18 protein-coding genes are annotated in these 19,010 nt (G+C 34.9%); all 18 read left to right on the forward strand.

Annotated elements, in window-relative coordinates; all coding sequences use genetic code 11:
- Window positions 1–17 precede the first annotated feature (17 nt).
- The 18 genes from purE (at window position 18) to ACCQ42_RS09935 (ending at window position 18,854) form a co-directional block, all read left to right on the forward strand.
- The gene (purE, locus tag ACCQ42_RS09850; RefSeq protein WP_410036035.1) at window positions 18–497 is read left to right on the forward strand and encodes a 5-(carboxyamino)imidazole ribonucleotide mutase; all 480 of its coding nucleotides are present in this window, start codon (window positions 18–20) and stop codon (window positions 495–497) included.
- Window positions 494–1,534 carry a 5-(carboxyamino)imidazole ribonucleotide synthase gene (locus ACCQ42_RS09855; RefSeq protein WP_311531213.1) on the forward strand — a complete coding sequence of 347 codons (1,041 nt, stop codon included), beginning with the start codon at window positions 494–496 and terminating at the stop codon, window positions 1,532–1,534. The genes purE and ACCQ42_RS09855 overlap by 4 nt, the downstream gene beginning before the upstream one ends.
- Window positions 1,521–5,189, forward strand: a complete 3,669-nt coding sequence (locus tag ACCQ42_RS09860; RefSeq protein WP_410036036.1) for a phosphoribosylformylglycinamidine synthase — start codon at window positions 1,521–1,523, stop codon at window positions 5,187–5,189. Before ACCQ42_RS09855 ends, ACCQ42_RS09860 begins: the two co-directional genes overlap by 14 nt.
- A gap of 19 nt (window positions 5,190–5,208) precedes the next feature.
- Window positions 5,209–6,636, forward strand: a complete 1,428-nt coding sequence (gene purF / locus ACCQ42_RS09865; RefSeq protein WP_106460690.1) for an amidophosphoribosyltransferase — start codon at window positions 5,209–5,211, stop codon at window positions 6,634–6,636.
- Window positions 6,620–7,624: a phosphoribosylformylglycinamidine cyclo-ligase gene (gene purM, locus ACCQ42_RS09870; RefSeq protein WP_106460689.1), complete on the forward strand. Its 1,005-nt coding sequence runs from the start codon at window positions 6,620–6,622 to the stop codon at window positions 7,622–7,624. Before purF ends, purM begins: the two co-directional genes overlap by 17 nt.
- A complete protein-coding gene (gene purN, locus ACCQ42_RS09875) occupies window positions 7,621–8,184 on the forward strand; it encodes a phosphoribosylglycinamide formyltransferase (protein WP_106460688.1) in 564 nt (187 codons plus the stop codon). Before purM ends, purN begins: the two co-directional genes overlap by 4 nt.
- Window positions 8,181–9,698: a bifunctional phosphoribosylaminoimidazolecarboxamide formyltransferase/IMP cyclohydrolase gene (purH, locus tag ACCQ42_RS09880; protein WP_410036037.1), complete on the forward strand. Its 1,518-nt coding sequence runs from the start codon at window positions 8,181–8,183 to the stop codon at window positions 9,696–9,698. Before purN ends, purH begins: the two co-directional genes overlap by 4 nt.
- Before the next feature lies 1 nt (window position 9,699).
- Window positions 9,700–10,944, forward strand: a complete 1,245-nt coding sequence (gene purD / locus ACCQ42_RS09885) for a phosphoribosylamine--glycine ligase (protein WP_410036038.1) — start codon at window positions 9,700–9,702, stop codon at window positions 10,942–10,944.
- Window positions 10,945–12,588 (forward strand): formate--tetrahydrofolate ligase, encoded by a 1,644-nt coding sequence (locus tag ACCQ42_RS09890; protein WP_410036039.1) that lies wholly within the window; start codon window positions 10,945–10,947, stop codon window positions 12,586–12,588.
- Between the two features lie 21 nt (window positions 12,589–12,609).
- Window positions 12,610–12,801, forward strand: a complete 192-nt coding sequence (locus tag ACCQ42_RS09895) for a hypothetical protein (RefSeq protein WP_265237995.1) — start codon at window positions 12,610–12,612, stop codon at window positions 12,799–12,801.
- 103 nt (window positions 12,802–12,904) lie between these two features.
- Window positions 12,905–13,483 carry a hypothetical protein gene (locus ACCQ42_RS09900; protein WP_106460683.1) on the forward strand — a complete coding sequence of 193 codons (579 nt, stop codon included), beginning with the start codon at window positions 12,905–12,907 and terminating at the stop codon, window positions 13,481–13,483.
- Between the two features lie 116 nt (window positions 13,484–13,599).
- Window positions 13,600–14,028 (forward strand): hypothetical protein, encoded by a 429-nt coding sequence (locus tag ACCQ42_RS09905; protein ID WP_296129484.1) that lies wholly within the window; start codon window positions 13,600–13,602, stop codon window positions 14,026–14,028.
- A 71-nt stretch (window positions 14,029–14,099) separates the two neighbouring features.
- A complete protein-coding gene (locus ACCQ42_RS09910; RefSeq protein WP_106460682.1) occupies window positions 14,100–14,753 on the forward strand; it encodes a hypothetical protein in 654 nt (217 codons plus the stop codon).
- A gap of 1 nt (window position 14,754) precedes the next feature.
- A complete protein-coding gene (locus tag ACCQ42_RS09915; protein ID WP_106460681.1) occupies window positions 14,755–15,303 on the forward strand; it encodes a DUF5067 domain-containing protein in 549 nt (182 codons plus the stop codon).
- 154 nt (window positions 15,304–15,457) lie between these two features.
- Window positions 15,458–16,090, forward strand: a complete 633-nt coding sequence (locus tag ACCQ42_RS09920; RefSeq protein WP_158698383.1) for a hypothetical protein — start codon at window positions 15,458–15,460, stop codon at window positions 16,088–16,090.
- Between the two features lies 1 nt (window position 16,091).
- Window positions 16,092–16,826: a hypothetical protein gene (locus ACCQ42_RS09925; protein WP_106460679.1), complete on the forward strand. Its 735-nt coding sequence runs from the start codon at window positions 16,092–16,094 to the stop codon at window positions 16,824–16,826.
- Window positions 16,823–17,458, forward strand: coding sequence for an ABC transporter ATP-binding protein (locus tag ACCQ42_RS09930; RefSeq protein ID WP_106460678.1), 636 nt, complete (start codon window positions 16,823–16,825; stop codon window positions 17,456–17,458). The genes ACCQ42_RS09925 and ACCQ42_RS09930 overlap by 4 nt, the downstream gene beginning before the upstream one ends.
- 808 nt (window positions 17,459–18,266) lie before the next feature.
- Complete coding sequence (locus ACCQ42_RS09935; RefSeq protein WP_106460677.1) at window positions 18,267–18,854, forward strand: hypothetical protein; 588 nt, start codon at window positions 18,267–18,269, stop codon at window positions 18,852–18,854.
- Window positions 18,855–19,010 lie beyond the last annotated feature (156 nt).

The raw sequence follows: 19,010 nt of genomic DNA on the forward strand, positions 1-19,010 counted from the left end.
AAAGTTAAGGAGTTAAAATGTCAAAAGTAGCTGTTATTATGGGTTCAAAATCTGACTATAAGACTATGAAAGAGTGTTGTGCTGTGCTTGATAAGTTCGGCATTGATTACGACAAGAGGGTTGTTAGCGCGCATAGGACGCCAGAGTTGATGGTTGACTTTGCTAAAAACGCTAGAAAAAATGGATACAGCCTAATAATTGCTGCAGCTGGTGGTGCTGCACATTTACCAGGTATGGTTGCTGCGTCAACTACTCTACCTGTGATTGGTGTCCCAATAAAATCATCTACCCTAAACGGCGTTGACTCGCTTCTTTCTATTGTACAAATGCCATATGGTGTGCCAGTTGCAACCATGGCTATAGGAGAGGCAGGTGCAAAAAACGCTGCTATTACAGCCCTTGCAATTCTGGCTATAAATGATGAAAAATTAGCTAAAAAATACAGGGATTTTAAAATTGAATTAGAAAATATAGTAAAGGAAGATATGAAATTATGATTCAGACTATATTACCAAAAAGCACTATCGGTATAATCGGTGGCGGCCAACTTGGAAGAATGCTAGCTATGAGCGCAAAAGAAATGGGCTACAAGGTTGCAATTCTAGATCCAGGTGAAGACGCCTGCGCAAGAAAATTTGCAGATTATTTTATCCATAGTGCTTTTAATGTATACGAAAATATTGAAAAACTATGCCAGATGAGCGATGTTGTGACTTTTGAGTTTGAAAATATCGACATAGCTTCTTATAAGAAGCTTGAAAATAAATATAATTTCGTCCAATCATCAAGACTCTTAGAAATAAGCCAGCATAGGCTTACAGAAAAGGAATATGCCAAGTCCTTGGGAATTCCTACTGTAAAATATTTTGATGCCAATAAGGATGATTACAATATTGATGGCAAATATGTGATGAAAACCACTAGGTTTGGCTATGATGGCAAGGGACAAAAAATTATTTCTTCAAATGAAGAAGTAGAAAAAGATACTATCCTTGAAGAGCTAATTGACCTTGATAAGGAAATTTCTGTAGTGGCTGTCAAAGATATCGAAGGAATTCAGATTGTAGCTGTCGTCGAAAATGAACATAGAAACAACATCCTCTACAGGTCAAATATTCCTCCAAGGATTAGCAAAGACCAAGAGGCTAAGGCAATTGACTATACAAAAAGAATCCTAAATGACAATGACTATTATGGAGTCCTTACTGTGGAGTATTTTATTTCAAATGGGGAAGTAATTTTTAATGAAATAGCCCCTAGGGTCCATAATTCAGGTCACATTACCCAGGAATCTGCTACAAAATCCCAGTTTAGGGCCCATATCGAAGGCATTTGCGGCCTAAAAGTGGGAAAAATCGAAAATAGAGAGGCGACTCTTTATAACATCTTAGGCCAAAATGAAGAATATTTTATAAATTTAATCACAAAAAAACAAGGCTATCTTCACTTATACGAAAAGGAAGCTCGCCACAATAGGAAAATCGGTCACATGAACTTTTTAGGAAATGTATATTTGGAGGATGACTTTGAATAAGAGAATATTTGTACAAAAAAGACCAGCCTATGATAGGGAAAGTGAAAATCTTAAAAATCTTTTGAATAGAGATTTTAAACTTGCTATAAAAAATCTTAAAACTTACGTAATCTATGACCTTTACAATATAACAGAAGACTTGTATGAAAAGGCAAAGGAAAGAGTGTTTTCAGAAGTAATGATAGATCAGGTTTTTGAAGACATTGACCTTAATGGCAAAACTTACATAGCCTACGAAACTCTCCCAGCCCAATACGACCAAAGATCTGACTCTGCTATGCAGGCTTTAAAATTAATTGACGATAAGGCGGATGTATTGGTAAGGGCAGGCAAGCTTGTCGTAATTGATGGGGAAGTTTCTGAGGAAAAATTAGGGGAAATAAAAAAATATCTAATAAATCCAATCGAGTCTTCAGAAAAAGACCTTTCTAAGATGGATTTTTCAATAGATTCTCAAATGAAGCCATTAAGAGATTTGACTGGTTTTAGGGACTATGGCAAGAATGAACTAGAAGGACTTATCAAAGACCTATCCCTTGCCCTTGATCTAGAAGATTTAGAATTCATTCAAGACCATTACAAAAAAGAAGGCAGGGACCCAAGTGAAACTGAAATCTATGTCCTAGACGTATTTTGGTCAGACCACTGCAGGCACACAACCTTTGAGACAAGTCTTGATGAAGTTAAAATTAATTCAAAACTATTTCAAGATGAAATGCAAGCAGCCTTTGATTATTACTTATCCTTAAGAGAAGAACTTGGAATTACAAAGCCTGTTAGACTTATGGATATGGCATCAATTATTGGCAAATATCATACAAAGGTCCTTGGTGATAAAAATATAGAAGTGAGTGAGGAAATTAACGCTTGTTCCTTCTTTACAGATATTGAAAATAAGGGCAAGAAAGAAAAATGGCTCATCCAATTTAAAAATGAAACCCACAACCACCCATCAGAAATCGAGCCATTTGGTGGGGCATCTACCTGTATAGGTGGGGCTATAAGAGATCCGCTTTCCGGTAGGTCCTATGTTTACCAGGCTATGAGAGTGTCAGGTGCGGGAAATATCCTAGAAAAAAGGGAAGATACTCTTGCAAATAAGCTTGCTCAGGTAGAAATTTCTAAGGGTAAGGCCCTAGGCAACTCTTCTTACGGCAACCAAATAGGTCTTGCAACCACCTTTGTAAGAGAAATCTACGACCCTTCTTATGTAGCTAAAACTATGGAAGTGGGAGCTGTTGTCGGAGCTGTAAAAGATGGGGACTACAAGAGAGAAGAATTAGTTCCTGGTGATATTGTCGTAATGATTGGTGGAAGAACTGGTCGTGATGGCATCCAAGGAGCATCAGGCTCATCTGTAATCCACGATGATTCATCTTTAACAACTGCTTCTAGCCAAGTTCAAAAGGGCAATCCAGTAGAAGAACGCAAGATTCAAAGACTCTTTAGAAAGCCAGAAGTCACTAGACTAATCAAAAAATCAAACGACTTTGGTGCGGGTGGTGTATCTGTTGCCATTGGCGAGCTTTCAGATGGTATTGAAATCTTCCTTGATAGGGTCAAAACCAAATACCAGGGTCTAAATCCAACAGAAATTGCCATATCAGAATCTCAAGAGAGAATGGCAGTGGGTCTTGATAAAAAAGACTATGAAGCCTTTATAAAAGAATGTCAAAAAGAAAACATTGAATACGTTCATGTGGCAAATATAACTGACAAAAACCGCCTAGAAATGTATTACGGAGACGCAAAAATTGTAGATTTTAGCGCAGAATTTTTGGCAACAGCAGGAGTCAGAAAACACGCCAAGGCAGAACTGGTTGACAATGTAAGGGAAAATCCTTTTGTTAAAAGAGAAGTGACTAAAGAAGCAATCCTTGATGAGCTAAAAGATTTAAATGTCACCAACCAAAAAGGCATGGCTTCTATGTTTGATGCTTCTGTTGGTGCTCAATCTGTAATGATGCCATTTGCTGGCAAGGAAAGGATAACACCTGTCCAAGCTTCAGTTGCAGCTATTCCTACCCTTTATTCAACACCAGATACAGCAACTATCCTAGCCTACGGTTTTATACCAAAGATATCAAAATATTCACCATTTTTATCAAGCATCTATGCAGTCCTAGAATCTGTAGCCAAGGTATATGCGGTAGGTGGAAATAGGGAATCTCTTTATTTCTCCTTCCAAGAATATTTTGAAAAGCTCCTAGATGACCCTAAAAAATGGGGCAAGGTAAGCCAGGCCATGCTTGGGTCAATCATTGCCCAGAAAGAAATTGGAAGACCTTCTATAGGCGGCAAGGACTCCATGTCAGGATCCTTTAATGATATAAATGTAGTTGAAACCTTGATTTCATTTGCATGTACACCGGTTAAAATATCTGATGTAATCACTCCTGACCTTAAAAAAATTGGCAATAAACTATATATCATAGAAATAGAAAAAGATGCCAAGGCCTATCCAAATCTAGAAAAAGCCATGGCAGATTTTGAAATATTAAATGCTTATATCAAGGATAAAAAAGTAGTATCAGCCTATGTTCAAGATTTTGGATCTGTTTCTTCATCTTTAATTAAGATGGGTCTTGGTAATAAATTAGGCTTTACAATCGACTATGATGCGGCCCTTGACTTTAATCCATGTTCAATAGTTGTCGAAGCAAATTCAGATCTTGATTTTAAAGAAATAGGAGTGGTAAGCGAAGAAATTTCTATAAATGGCATAGAAATAGGATTTGATGAAGCGGAAAAAGCCTATATGTCAACTCTTGAAGAGATTTATCCAACCTATTACAACAAGGATGGCGAAAAGACAGAAAATATTTCGATACAAGGAAGAGAGAAGAGATACTACAAGGAAAAGATAGATGATGTTAGGGTAGTAATTCCTGTATTTCCAGGTACAAACTCAGAATATGATACCCAAAAGGCCTTCGAAGAAGCTGGCGCGAGTGTTAAGCAAGTTGTCTTTAGAAATACAAGGGAAAATGATATAAATGATTCTATAGATGAATTTGTAAAAGAAATCAAAAAATCCCACATAATAGCCTTTCCTGGTGGATTTTCAGCAGGAGATGAGCCAGATGGTTCAGCCAAATTTATAGTAAATATCCTTAAAAATGACAAGGTTAAAAAGGCAATTCATGACCACCTAGCTGATAAGAGGCTAATACTTGGCATATGCAACGGCTTCCAAGCCCTTATAAAATCAGGACTTATTCCTTATGGAGAAATTAGAGACCTAGATTCAAAAGATTTAAGTTTATTTAGAAATACAGGCTTTAGGCACATATCAGATACAGCTATAACAAGGTGTGCCAATACAAATTCACCTTGGACCCAAGATTTTGATATTAATGACCTCCACGAACTTGTCCTAAGCCATGGCGAAGGAAGATTAGTAGGCGATAGGATAGAAGAATTTAAGAACCTTGCAGCCTTCCAATATGTAGACCCTGATGGAGATGCCAGTATGAATGGTAAGTACAATCCAAATGGATCAGCCTACGCTATAGAGGGTATGGTCAGCGAGGATGGCTTGATTTTAGGAAAGATGGGCCATTCTGAGAGATCATATAAGACTCTTTATAAGACCCAAACTATAAGAGAAAGACAAGATATATTTAAAAACGGTGTAAAATATTTCACCAGATAAGATTTATTAAGGAGTAAGGATGTTTGGAATTTGGAATATAGAAAAGGCCCCTAGCGTTGCCTTTTATGCCCTCCATGCCCTCCAACACAGGGGACAACAGGGAGCAGGAATTGTCTCAACAGAAAGAACTAGGCTTAGGGGCTACAGGAATGTTGGCCTCTTGGCAGCTGTATTTAAGGATAATGGAAAATTAGAAAAAATAGATGGTACTTCCGCCTTGGGTGCTCTTTGGTACTCAAGCGGTAATTCCACAAACGTTCAAAATATAGAACCACTTTTGTATAAATTTAACGATGGCCACCTAGGCATAGCCATGAATGGTAACCTAAATAACGCGAGGATGTTAAGGGCTAAGCTAGAAGATGAGGGAGCAGTTTTCCACTCAGCAAGCCATGCTGAAATAATCATGCATTTAATTAGACGATCTAGAAAAGATAGTATTGAAGAAAGATTCAAGGAAGCTTTAAATAAGCTTAGGGGATCATTTTCAGTCATGCTTCTAACCCAAGATGCCCTTTATGGTGCGGTAGATAGGCATGCAACCAGGCCCTTAGTTCTTGGTAGACTCAATGATTCTTATACAATCGCCTCTGAGTCTTGTGCTCTAAATGTAATTGGGGCAGAATTTCTAAAGGATATTTCTGCAGGAGAGTTTATAAAAATAGATGATAATGGATATGAGATTGGAAGCTTTTGTGAGGCTTCAAATATTGCCATCGAATCTATGGAATTTATTTATTTTGCAAGACCAGACTCAACTATACTTGGCAAAAACGTCCACATAGTTAGGAAAAATACTGGCAGGGTTTTGGCAAGAGAATTTCCTGTTGATGCTGACATAGTAGTCGGTGTACCAAATTCTTCCCTATCCCTTGCGACAGGTTATGCAGAAGAAATCGGCCTACCTTATGAGATGGGACTTATTAAGAACCAGTACATAGGAAGGACCTTCATCGAACCTAGTCAAAATCTCAGGGACATAGCTGTGAAGATGAAATTATCAGCCCTTTCTGACGTTGTTAGAAATAAGAGGGTAATCCTTCTAGATGATTCAATAGTAAGGGGCACTACCTCAAAGAGAATCATTTCCATGCTCAAAAAAGCTGGGGCAAGTGAGGTTCACTTAAGGATAGGTTCACCAGAAATTGTCTTTCCTTCTTATTCAGGAATTGATATGAAAACCTCCGAGGAACTAATCGCAGCCAACCTTACAAAAGAGCAAGTAAGGGATTTGATAGGGGCAGATAGTTTGGAATTTATATCTGTAGAAGGATTAAAGGAAGCTGTTGGTTTTGACTTTGATACTCCTAATAAGGGAATCTCCCTTGATATTTTTACAGGTGCTTATGTAGAGGGTCTTGGAAATTATAAGGAAGAATTTGAAGCTGAACTTACAGACATACAAAAAGAATACTTAAAAAGGGGAGCAAATGAGCGAGAAATATAAGGCGGCAGGGGTTAGCCTAAATGCCGGCTATGAATCAGTTGAAAGAATAAAAAAACACGTAGAATCAACCAAAAACAAGGGCATGATGGATATGATTGGTAGTTTTGGTGGCGCCTTTGACCTAGGTGCTTACGGTTTCAAAAATCCAGTCCTTGTCAGTGGTACAGATGGTGTAGGAACTAAGCTAAAACTTGCCTTTGATATGGATAAACACGATACAATCGGTATAGATGCAGTAGCTATGTGTGTAAATGACATCCTTGCCCAAGGTGCAATTCCACTTTTCTTCTTAGACTACATTGCCTGTGGCAAAAATGACCCAGCTCAAATCGAAGCAATAGTTAAGGGTGTGGCAGATGGTTGTAGACAAGCGGGAGCGGCCCTTGTAGGTGGAGAAACTGCAGAAATGCCAGGCTTTTATAAGGAAGGTGAATATGATATAGCAGGTTTTGCAGTGGGTGCAGCTGAAAAGGAAGATTTAATCAATGCTCAAAATACCAAGGCTGGCCAGGCAGTAATTGGCATTCCTTCATCAGGTTTCCATTCTAATGGTTTTTCTTTAATAAGAAAAGTTTTAAGTGATGAAAATATAAGCCTAGATGATGAATTTAATGGAGAAACTCTTGGAGAGGCTCTCCTAAGACCAACAAGGATCTATGCCAAGGAAGTAAGAAGCTTATTAGAAAATGTGAAAGTTTCTGGCATTTCCCATATCACAGGTGGAGGTTTTATAGAAAATCTTCCAAGAGCCCTTAAAAAAGGCCTAGGTATGAAAATTTATAGGGATTCCTATGAGATTCCAGAAATTTTCAAATTTATTGAAGAAAAGGGTCAAATCGACCACGATGAGATGTATCAAGTTTTTAACATGGGTGTAGGCCTTGCAGTAATTGTAGATGATGCTGATAAAGACAAGGTCCTTGACCTAATTGATGATGCCTTTATCCTAGGTGTGGTCACAGATGAGGAAGGGATAGTCCTTCTATGAAAAAAATAGGAATCTTTGCTTCAGGCACTGGTACAAATTTTGAAGCCTTAGCAAGTTCAGATGAAATAAAAAGTCTTGCTGATATAAAAATTATGGTTTGTGATAATCCAGGTGCTAGAGTTATAAAAAGAGCAGAAGATAAAAATATAGAATGCTTCGTTTTTAATCCAAAAGAATATGAAAACAAAGCGGCCTATGAAAAAGAAATTTTAGAAAAAATAAAAGAGCTGGATTACATCTTTCTAGCTGGTTATATGAGGATTCTTTCTAAAGATTTTCTTGAAGCTTATAAGGGTAAGGTCATAAATATCCACCCTTCACTTCTTCCTAAATACAAGGGAATAGAATCAATTAAGAGAGCCTATGAAGCAAAGGAAGAATACATTGGAGTTACCATCCATTATGTAAATGAAGAAATAGACGGTGGAGAAATCCTAGCCCAAGATAAGTTTAAGGTTGACTATAGTAAGAGTCTAGATGAAATAGAAAGCCAGGTGCATGATATAGAGCATAGGCTTTATATAAAGACAGCAGCAGAAATCCTAAAGGGGGAAAAATGAAAAGAGCTTTAATAAGCGTAAGTGATAAGACAGGAGTGGCAGATTTTGCTAAGGGCCTTGTAGCAAATGGTTTTGAAATAATCTCTACTGGTGGAACTTTAAACCACCTAAGAGAGGCAGGAGTAGATTGCATTTCTATAGAAGACTACACTGGTTTTCCAGAAATTTTAGAAGGCAGGGTTAAGACCCTCCACCCAAAAGTTCACGGAGGACTTCTTTCAAAAAGAGATAATGAGGGCCATGTATCAGAGCTTAAGGCTAATGACATCTCATACATTGACCTAGTTTGTGTCAACCTCTATCCTTTTGCAGAAACCCTAGCCAAAGATGGTGTGACCCATGAGGAAATTATCGAAAATATAGATATCGGTGGTCCTTCTATGCTTAGGTCTGCTGCCAAAAATTATAAATTTGTGACAGTTGTAACTGAGAAAGAAGATTATCCAAAAATCATTAAAGAATTAGAAGAAAATGGCGAGACAAGCCTTGAAACAAGACAAAGACTAGCAGGAAAAGTTTTTAACAAAACAGCCCAATACGATGGCCTAATAGCTTCTTATTTTAATTCTATTAATGGCGAGAATGAAAAATTAACCCTAACTTACACTCTAGAAGATGAGCTAAGATATGGGGAAAACCCACACCAAAAGGCTGCCTTTTATGTATCAGATGAGGAAGTTTCTTATTCCCTAAAGGATTGCGTCCAATTACATGGCAAAAAGATGTCTTATAACAATATCCAAGATGCCTCAGCAGCCCTTGATATTTTACAAGAATTTGATGAAACAGTCTGTGTTGGTCTAAAACACATGAACCCATGTGGAGTTGCCACAGGTAAAACTGTATATGAAGCTTGGATGCGTGCCTTTGAGGCAGATCCAGTTTCAATCTTTGGCGGCATAGTAGCAATTAATGGAACAATCGACAAGCAAACTGCAGAAAAAATGCACGAAATCTTCCTAGAAATAATCCTTGCCTACGATTATGAAGATGAGGCTCTAGAGATTCTAGAAAAGAAGAAAAACGTAAGAATTTATAAGATTCCAAAGAAAACTGACAAGAACCCTAAATTAATAAAATCTGTAAGGGGTGGAATTCTTGTTCAAGACTATGATGATTCTGTTTATGACAAGCTTGAAACAGTTACAGAAACAAAGGTAAGCCAAGAGGACCTAAAAGACTTAGAATTTGCCTACAAGATTGTAAAACACGTAAAATCAAATGCTATCCTACTTGCCAAAGACGGTCAGACAGTAGGGGTTGGTGCTGGTCAAATGAACAGAGTCGGTGCAGCTGAAATCGCCTTCAAACAAGCAGGTGACAAGGCTAAGGGAGCTGTCCTTGCTTCAGATGCTTTCTTCCCATTCAGGGACAGTGTTGATGAGGCTGCTAAACACGATATAAAAGCCATCATCCAACCAGGCGGATCAATTCGTGATCAGGAATCAATCGATGCTTGTAATGAAAATGGTATAGCCATGGTATTTACTGGCATGCGTCACTTTAAACATTAATATGGCAAGAGTTCTAGTATTGGGAAATGGCGGTAGGGAAGCTGCCATTTCTTACAAATTATATAAGGAAGGCCATGAAATTTTTATGGTTGGTGAAAACCCAGGCGTAGCTGAATTTGGAAAGTGTGTCGATTTAAAAAATGATCAAATAGCAAGCTTTTGTAAAAGAGAAAAAATCGACCTAGTTTTTGTAGGCCCAGAAGCCTATCTTGTAGATGGAATTGTCGATATCTTAGAAAAAGAAAATATCAGAGTCTTTGGTCCAAATAAAAGAGCAGCCCTTCTTGAAGGGTCCAAGGCCTTTGCAAAAGATCTTATGAAAAAATATGGCATCCCAACTGCAGCCTATGAAATTTTTACATCCTATGAAAAGGCTCTAGCCTATCTTGAAAATTGTCGTTTCCCACTTGTAATCAAGGCAGATGGGCTAGCTGCTGGCAAGGGTGTAATAATAGCCCAAAACTATGATATGGCAAAAGATGCCCTTAAAGAAATCATGGTCAATCAAAAATTTGCCGAGGCTGGCAATGAAGTTGTAATAGAAGAATTCCTTGAGGGTGAGGAATTTTCCCTCTTAGCCTTTGTATCAGGTGAGAAGGTCGTGCCAATGAAGATTGTTCAAGATCACAAGAGGGCCTTTGATGGCGATAAGGGGCCAAATACTGGCGGTATGGGCGTCTATATGCCTATTAAGCACATAGGTCAGGCTGATATAGACGAGGCAATGGAGAAAATCCTAAGACCAACTGCCAAGGCTATGATCAAGGAAAAAAGGGAATTTAAGGGTATATTATTTGCAGGTCTTATGAAAACCAAAGATGGAATTAAGACTATTGAATATAATGTTAGATTTGGCGATCCAGAAACAGAAATCCTGCTTTTGGCGATGAAATCAAGCCTTTATGATATAGCAGAGAAGGTGATTGATGGCAAGGATTTTGAAGTGGAATTTGATGATGCTGCCTATATTGGAGTAGTCATGGCATCAAAGGGCTATCCAGAAAGCTATGCAAAGGGCTTTGAGATTAAGGGCCTAGAAAAGGTAGATTCCCATGTATTTCATATGGGAACAAGGGCCGAAGATGGAAAAATTCTAACAAATGGTGGCAGAGTCCTAATAGTATGTTCTAAGGCGGGAAATTTAAACCAGGCTTACAAGAAATCCTATGCAGATATAGAAAAAATAGAGTGTGACAACCTATTTTTTAGAAAGGACATAGGTCATATGTCCCTAGAGGAGGTATAAATGAAGACAGATTACGAGATATCGCTTGCGGCAAAGAAAGAAAAAATCGAAGATGTTGCAGGAAAAATAAATATTTCTGAAGAAAATTTAATCAAATATGGCGAGTACAAGGCAAAAATTAGAAAGCCAGATTTTGATAACTTATCTAAAAATTTAGTTTTAGTCACATCAATTAATCCTACATCAAGCGGTGAGGGTAAGTCAACTGTGACAGTTGGTCTTTCAGATGGTCTAAACAAAATTGGAAAGAAATCAACAGTTGCCCTAAGAGAGCCATCTTTTGGCCCAGTTCTTGGTAGAAAGGGCGGGGCTACAGGCGGTGGTTTTGCTCAAGTTGTCCCAATGGAGGAGATAAATCTTCACTTTAATGGAGACTTTCATGCTATCACATCAGCCCACAATGCAATAATGGCACTAATTAATAACCACATCTTCCAAGGAAATGAGCTTAAATTTAAGGAAGTTTTATTCAACTATGTCATGGATATGAACGAAAGGGCCCTTAGAAGAATTAAAATCAATGCTAATGGCAAGGACGAAAGAGATTCTTCTTTTGATATCACAGTTGCAAGTGAAATTATGGCAATTTTATGCCTAGCAGAAGATTTAGAAGACCTAAGAAATAGAATCGCTGACATAATGATTGGTTATAATGAAGATGATGAGCCGATTTTTGTAAGAGATTTAAAGATAGAAGGGGTAATTACAGCCATTCTTAAAGATGCTATAAATCCAAATCTTGTCCAGACTTTAGAAAATAATCCAGCTATCATCCATGGCGGTCCTTTTGCAAATATTGCCCATGGTTGTAACTCAGTTATAGCCACAAAAACAGCTCTAAAGTATTCTGATTATGTAATCACAGAAGCAGGCTTTGGGGCAGATCTTGGTGCTGAGAAATTTTTAGACATCAAATGTAGGGTTTCAGGCCTACGTCCAAAGGCAGCTGTTGTAGTTGCAACAATTAAGGCTTTAAAACTTCATGGCGGGGTAGAAGAGGCTGATCTTAAGGAAGAAAACCTAGAAGCCCTAAAAGAAGGGGTTAAAAACCTTGAAAAGCACGTAGAAAACATGAGAAAGTACAACTTACCAGTAATAGTTGCCCTCAATGAATTTGTCACAGATACGGAAGCTGAAATTAAATTTATGGAAGAATGGGCAAAAGACTTTGGCGTAGAATTTTCCCTAACCCAAGTATGGGCCAAGGGCGGTGAAGGTGCGATTGACCTTGCTAATAAACTTGTAAAATTAGTTGAAGAAAATAGCGAAGAAGTAAAACTTCTCTATCCAGATGACCTATCTACAGAAGAAAAAATCAATACAATCGCCAAAGAAATCTACGGGGCAGCTAAGGTTAATTTCACAGATGAAGCAAGGGCGGTCCTTGATAAAATCGACCAACTTGGTTATAGAAATTTCCCGGTTTGTATGGCCAAAACTCCAGCATCCCTAACAGATGATGGCAAAATTAAGGGTAGACCAGAGGGCTTTGAAATCACAGTTTCTGACATCAAAATTAAGACAGGATCAAGGTTTATAGTTGCCTACTTAAATAAGGTCCTAACCATGCCAGGCCTTCCAAAACATCCAAATGCTCTTGATATAGACGTTGACGAAAATGATAATATTATAAACTTATTCTAGAAAATACAAAAAGGATTGAAGTTGAAAGATAAAATCATCAAAATCAAGGAAAATTTAACCTATTATATAAAATCTTTGTCCTTTACAAGCTCATATATAGACGAGAAAAAAATGTATAAGAGCACAGATTGGGAAAAAGAAGTTAAAATCTTGCCCTTAGGTGCCAAGGTTTTAATGGTCCTTTTAATCATCTTCTTATTAATGATTTTATAAAAATTTACAAGCGGCTCCTGCCGCTTTTTTTGAATTATTTAGGAAATCCTTTTTTTAAAAAAATTTTGGGTATTATATAAGTAACAAGATAAAGGAGGATGAGATGAAAAAGTTTTTACTGATATGGGCCTTAGCCCTTGCTATTACAGGCTGCAATAAGGAAGCTAATCTAGAAGAAGGTGCAAAAATAAGCCAGACTAAGACTGATGTGGATGCGCTAGAATATGTTGGCGAAGAAAAGAAATTAGACTTTGCCTATAACACATATTCCCTAAAAGGACTTGATACAGAAAAACTAGAAATGAACTTATTTGCTATAAAAGACGGGGAAGTTTCTAACTTTGTAGATGGACCATTAAGTGATGCTAAAGAAAATTCTTTGCTTGGTATTGGTTTTAATGAAAATTCCTATATCGACCTTTGGATAGAAGGAGATAAAGTTACTTATAATACAAGTTATAAGTCAGATTCCGCTATGGACAAGGACTATTTTAACAAGACTTATTGGCTAGACCAAGCTGATATAAAAGATAAGGAATCAAATATTGTCTTTGTCGGTATGTCCAAGGATGATAAGGATATTGATATAAAAAATATAACAAAAGAAGACCTTAAAAAAATGACTGAAGAAGATAAGGAACTAAAAATTTTAGCCTTTGAGCTAATTCTAGATAAAAGATAAAGAGTTACGTTGACTAAATATACTATGTAAAACAGGAAAATGTTTGCGTTAAATTTTAAAAAAAGTATAATATTTGTAATTAAGGAAATTAAATAGGAAAGGATGGAGGGAAAGATATGAAAAAATCAAAATATAAAGTTTTAGCACTCACATTACTTTTAATAGGAATTCCAGCACTAGGAAATGTTTATGCTACAGATGAAAATCATGAAGATTGGTCTTTTTCATTCCAGTTAGGTAGGGCTGATTTTACTCAGTATACATCCAGTCGCCCAAAATTAGAAAAAACTCCAATCTACTGTGAAATAAAGAGGATAAATGTAAGTAAGGCACTAAAATTAGCAGCAGTAAGAGGGGATACAAGCGAGTCAACGTACACTCCTATTACTTATGTTACAAAACCAGGCATATATTACCTACGTAGCAATATTAGAGAAGACTACGAAAAATGGAAAACACCTTCATCTGCAAGGATCAGAGGACAAAAATATCATACTTTTGGTACAGCTGATGCTAGTGGTTTTTGGTCGCCAGACTCTTATTAGAGAATTTATATAAAAAACCTTTCCTATTTATTTCCTTATATATTTTTATAGTAATTAGATTCGAGGAAAATATGAAAAAAATCACTTATATAGTAATGTTATTTTTTATTTCAGTATCTCTCACATCTTGTGTCAAGAATGATGACCTAAGTCAATTTAGGGAAGAAGTATTAGCGGATAGAGGATCAGGAGAAAAAGAAATTTTAGATAAATTAGCTAATAATATCGACTATGGATTTTACGAATATGCTACTTATAGACTTAGTGATGGTAAGCTACTTTTTAAATATATTTATGGGCATACTGATGATATCGATATTACAATTGATAATTCTGGCATAATAAGCTTAAAGAAAAAGGATAGGCTAACCTATATCAACCCAGAGAATAATAAGTATTGTAGCATGATAGGTGCAGTTGCTGGAAATAATATAGAAAATGAAGATAATGTAAATTATTTTTATCAAAATCTATATCACAAAGGTAGTTTTGATTTATTTACTAAAGATGACCATATATTTATAAATTTTAGTGATGGTACTTACAAGATTTATGATAAGAATAATTTATATTTAATTGAATCTAAGTATCTAAGTAAAGGAAATGAAGTGGTTACAAAACTTGAACATCATTCAAATAATGTAGATGAAGTATATGATAAATACATAAATTCTCTAAATAATATGGAAGAGGTAAGCAACTTAGATGAGTTAAGGGATAATTGAGATGTTTAAAAAAAGTCAAAAGATACTATGTATAGTAGCATTATTTATCTGTGCATTATTTATAATAAATAAAAATAGAAAATATCCTAGTAAAGATATAATAGACACATATTCTCGTGATAAATTGGTTGAATTAGGGGATTTTTCTATTAAGCTTGAAGACTCGTTTTTATACAAGAAAGGTATAGATGGTTATCCTGTAGTAGGGGTAAATTTTATTATAAAAAACAACTCTAAAGAGATATTAGACTTGTCAGATTTATATTATAAGTTGGTTCTTTATGACAAATTTGATAACTCTTATATGCAAAATATGGATTTTAATAATGGAGAAAGCATATATAATCCAATTTATAAAGACAAAGACTTCTTAATTAATCCTAATGCTACTAAAGATTTTATCTTTTATTATTATTTGAGTAAAGAAATTTCAAACACTAATAAATTTCTATATATTGACAATAGTTTATATGAGAACGAATTTAAAAGCTACCTTGATGAGGGAGTGCTGTATTATAAGGTTTTGGATGTGGGGTCTTTTCATGAGTGACTTTTTTAAAATTAAAATTTTTAGAAAAAAGAATATTATGTTTATGTTGTTTGTAATAATTTTTATAAATTTCTTAAATTTTTATTTTTCAAATAACCAGGTAACCTACTTGAACGTAAATCCACTCCAGTCATGCTGGAATATGAATTTATTGATGACAGGAACGTTTACCATGGCTGGCCTTATATATTCATTTTTAGCATTTATAATGGCGAGTTTGCCGTTAAGTAATTCTTTAGTAGAAGATAGGAACTGTGGTATACTAGATCAGATTGCAATAAGAATGCCGATAAAGACCTATATTGTGAAAACTTACATCTATAATTTTTTAGCTGGAGGCTTGTTTGTTATAATGCCATTAGTTATAAATATAGTATTATGGATGCTTGTTAGACCAATGTTTGCAATGAACTATATTAGTGCTGGGCTTGCTAATTTTATATTCTTATCTGATTTGTTTGTAAAATCACCCTTACTATTTCATCTCATACACTTATTTATAGTCTTTATAGGTGGCGGATTAATTGCGTCATTTTCATTGTATTTAAATACTAAGTTTAACAATAAGTACATAGGATTTTTGTTAGTGTTAGTAATTGACTTGTTGGCATCTTTAATATTTTATTTTGTATCCATAGTATTAAACAAAGATATTGTATTAGTAAGTTTAAGATCTTTATTAGTCGAGATGTCTTTTTCTAACCCTCTGATAAGCTTAATATATTTACTCACAATATTATTAATTCCTATCTACTACTTGTATAAGTTAGCAAAAAGGAGATATTAGAGTGAACCTACTAATGAGAGATTTTAAATATCAACTTAATAAATTTAAGTATTGTAATTTTATCATTTTTATAATATCTTTGATAATAATTGTATTATCATTAAGTTATAAAAATCAAAGCATTATAAATTATATTTTTAACTTTGTCTTAATAGATGCTGGTATCATAAGTGATTTTGAAGATTTTTTTATTCCGATTTTTTGGATTTTCATGCATATTCTAAGCCCTTTTATCTTAATAATAATATTTAATAAAGATCACTTTGTAAACGGAGAGCAAGTTATGATTAAAGCAAAAACTAAGCGAAAATATTTTTTTTCAAAATGTATAGCAAGTAGTATTAATATAATAATCTTTATAGGTATTTTTCTTTTTTCTATATTTATTGCCCAATTAATCTTTTATGAATTTGATCATAGTACTAAATATTTCTTAATCATAGGTTTTACTATGCTTATTGAAAATATATTATTAACGTGGATGGGGATAATTATAATTTTATATTCAAATACATATATAGCTATTTTATGTATTTTAGTTAATTTAATCTTATCAATCCTTACAAACATACACTTATTTATAGGTCAACAAAGCCTAGTATATAAGCAAAATGAATTTGGTGGGATTTTTACTTTTAAAGAAAATTTTTTATTGTTATTTTTATATACAATAATATTCATAATAGTGGCTTATATATTTTTCGCTAGATATGATTTTTATGGAGTTGAAAAATGATCAAAATCAAAAATGTAACAAAGAAAATTGATGGTCAAATAGTTCTTGATAAGATAAATCTAACTATATTAGATGGAAAAATATATGGATTTGTTGGACATAATGGTTCTGGTAAAACCATGCTTTTTAGAGCAATTTGTGGCCTGATAGGTGTAGATGAAGGAATAATAGAAGCTTATGGTAAGGTCGTAAACTCAAATAATTTGCTAGATAAGGTAGGTCTTTTGCTAGAAAATCCATCTTTTATAGGTGATTTATCTGCTATTGATAATTTAAAATTAATTGCCTCGATAAATAAAGTGGCTGATGAAGGAGATATTAATAATGTTTTGAAAAAGGTAAGTTTATACGATCAAAAAGACAAAAATTTTGAAAAATTCTCATTAGGTATGAAGCAGAGACTTGCAATTGCAAATGTTATACTGGAAAAACCTCAGATACTAATATTCGATGAACCTACAAATGCTATAGATGAGCAGGGAATAATAGCCTTGAAGGAAATAATAATGGAAAATAAAAAGAGTAATAAAATAATTCTTTTAGCAAGCCATGAGGAGGCTTTTATAGATCAACTTGCAGATGTTAAAATACTAATGAAGGCTGGAAAGATAATTGATGAGTATGACTTATAGTTTCAGATACAAATATCTATATTGACAATATTTAATAAAATAATGCGAAAATAAAAAAGTGTAAATAAAAAATATTCAGGAATGATTTTAGAAATTAGTCTTGAAGATAGTGAGAAATAGCATTTTAGAATCTAATGTCATAATTTAAGCGGCCTCGGCCGTTTTTTTCTTGTATGACGGGCATGTTCTAATGCTGGGGTGAAATTCCCTACAGAGCGTAGTTACCGACGAATCTAATAGCGACTTGCAAGTTTTAGATGGCGACATCTAGGAGAGAAGAACGGGTAGCGAAATCGTGGCTTGACGAACAGGAACAGAATATGAGGCGTAACAGGTGGGAAAGCTAGCAAGAGATAGCAAAGACCCAAAAGGGTAACCGTAAACCCAAAGCGTAAATTCTGCAAGTAAACGATGAAAGTATTAGGGCTTATCCCGTGAGGTCTCAATATCGAGCTAGTAGTAATAACGAATAGTGAGAAGTCAGCAGAATCCATAGTAGTGAGGAAGTTTCTGTAATGGAAATGGAGCGAAGGGAGGAACAATATTCATTGTAATATTTGAAAAGGATAAACTATGACTTGATGGAATACAAGGAATGACGTATTTATTCTTCAAGGTTCGGATAAAAAAAGAATAAAGTTAAATAGTTTCATCAGAAATAAATAATATAACACAAGAGAATATTGAACCGCCGTATGCCGAACGGCACGTACGGGTGGTGTGAAAGGGGCTAGATCTTAGCCCCTATTCGATTGCAAAGTTTAATATTTTGTGATATTATAAAATTAACAAAGTAAAGGAGTGCGTTATGAAAAAGAAAAGCCTAATTTTATGTATTTTCTTAATGCTAATATTAGCTTCCTGCAAAATTGCGAATACCAAAAAAGACCAGGTAGAGATCGTAAAGGAAGATTTTGAACTTGACCTAAGGGATGGTTTTGATGGCGGCGATGTGGTTGATTTTGGAGCCAATGTTTATTCATTTAAGGGAGATAAGGATGCAAAGCTTCGTCTAAAGCTAATAAATTATGATAAGGGAAATGAAGATGATATTTTTGATATTGAACTTCCAAAGATAGATGAGGGTGAAAAGCTAGGGGTCGATATCACTTCTAATAAGCTAAATCTTTATGCAATATCAGATAAAAAAATCTCTTTAATATCAGGAGCATACTTTGGAGATAGGATTTTCATAGATAAAAGAACAAATGCTTACACTTGGACTGATGGAGGAGTTCTTAAGGCGGATGAGCCTTTGAGCATATTTGAATCTTATTCAACCTATTCAAAAGATCTAACTGTTTCAAGTCAGTGGAAGGAAGAAATAAAATCTGGACTTAAAAAAGACTTATCAGGTTTGGTTTTAGAAGTTGAACTAGAAAGTGATGAAAAATAGCGGTAGATAAATATAGCAGAAAAATATTTAGCGCTTGACTCGTATTGGATTTTGAGAGTTCAAAAATGTATTATTTTTACAAGAAAGGACTTATTATGAAAATTTTAGGAAAAGTACTTTATTTAATAAGGGTCTGTAAATAATTTTGTGTATCAA

The organism is Anaerococcus kampingae (assembly GCF_046365475.1).
In the GTDB taxonomy this organism is placed as follows: Bacteria; Bacillota; Clostridia; order Tissierellales; family Peptoniphilaceae; genus Anaerococcus; species Anaerococcus kampingae.

What these genes read in the sequence shown, in the direction of transcription:
- purE (WP_410036035.1), top strand. Translation starts at nt 18, where the DNA reads ATGTCAAAAGTAGCTGTTATTATGGGTTCAAAATCTGACTATAAGACT.
- ACCQ42_RS09855 (WP_311531213.1), top strand. Translation starts at nt 494, where the DNA reads ATGATTCAGACTATATTACCAAAAAGCACTATCGGTATAATCGGTGGC.
- ACCQ42_RS09860 (WP_410036036.1), top strand. Translation starts at nt 1,521, where the DNA reads ATGACTTTGAATAAGAGAATATTTGTACAAAAAAGACCAGCCTATGAT.
- purF (WP_106460690.1), top strand. Translation starts at nt 5,209, where the DNA reads ATGTTTGGAATTTGGAATATAGAAAAGGCCCCTAGCGTTGCCTTTTAT.
- purM (WP_106460689.1), top strand. Translation starts at nt 6,620, where the DNA reads ATGAGCGAGAAATATAAGGCGGCAGGGGTTAGCCTAAATGCCGGCTAT.
- purN (WP_106460688.1), top strand. Translation starts at nt 7,621, where the DNA reads ATGAAAAAAATAGGAATCTTTGCTTCAGGCACTGGTACAAATTTTGAA.
- purH (WP_410036037.1), top strand. Translation starts at nt 8,181, where the DNA reads ATGAAAAGAGCTTTAATAAGCGTAAGTGATAAGACAGGAGTGGCAGAT.
- purD (WP_410036038.1), top strand. Translation starts at nt 9,700, where the DNA reads ATGGCAAGAGTTCTAGTATTGGGAAATGGCGGTAGGGAAGCTGCCATT.
- ACCQ42_RS09890 (WP_410036039.1), top strand. Translation starts at nt 10,945, where the DNA reads ATGAAGACAGATTACGAGATATCGCTTGCGGCAAAGAAAGAAAAAATC.
- ACCQ42_RS09900 (WP_106460683.1), top strand. Translation starts at nt 12,905, where the DNA reads ATGAAAAAGTTTTTACTGATATGGGCCTTAGCCCTTGCTATTACAGGC.
- ACCQ42_RS09905 (WP_296129484.1), top strand. Translation starts at nt 13,600, where the DNA reads ATGAAAAAATCAAAATATAAAGTTTTAGCACTCACATTACTTTTAATA.
- ACCQ42_RS09910 (WP_106460682.1), top strand. Translation starts at nt 14,100, where the DNA reads ATGAAAAAAATCACTTATATAGTAATGTTATTTTTTATTTCAGTATCT.
- ACCQ42_RS09915 (WP_106460681.1), top strand. Translation starts at nt 14,755, where the DNA reads ATGTTTAAAAAAAGTCAAAAGATACTATGTATAGTAGCATTATTTATC.
- ACCQ42_RS09920 (WP_158698383.1), top strand. Translation starts at nt 15,458, where the DNA reads ATGACAGGAACGTTTACCATGGCTGGCCTTATATATTCATTTTTAGCA.
- ACCQ42_RS09930 (WP_106460678.1), top strand. Translation starts at nt 16,823, where the DNA reads ATGATCAAAATCAAAAATGTAACAAAGAAAATTGATGGTCAAATAGTT.
- ACCQ42_RS09935 (WP_106460677.1), top strand. Translation starts at nt 18,267, where the DNA reads ATGAAAAAGAAAAGCCTAATTTTATGTATTTTCTTAATGCTAATATTA.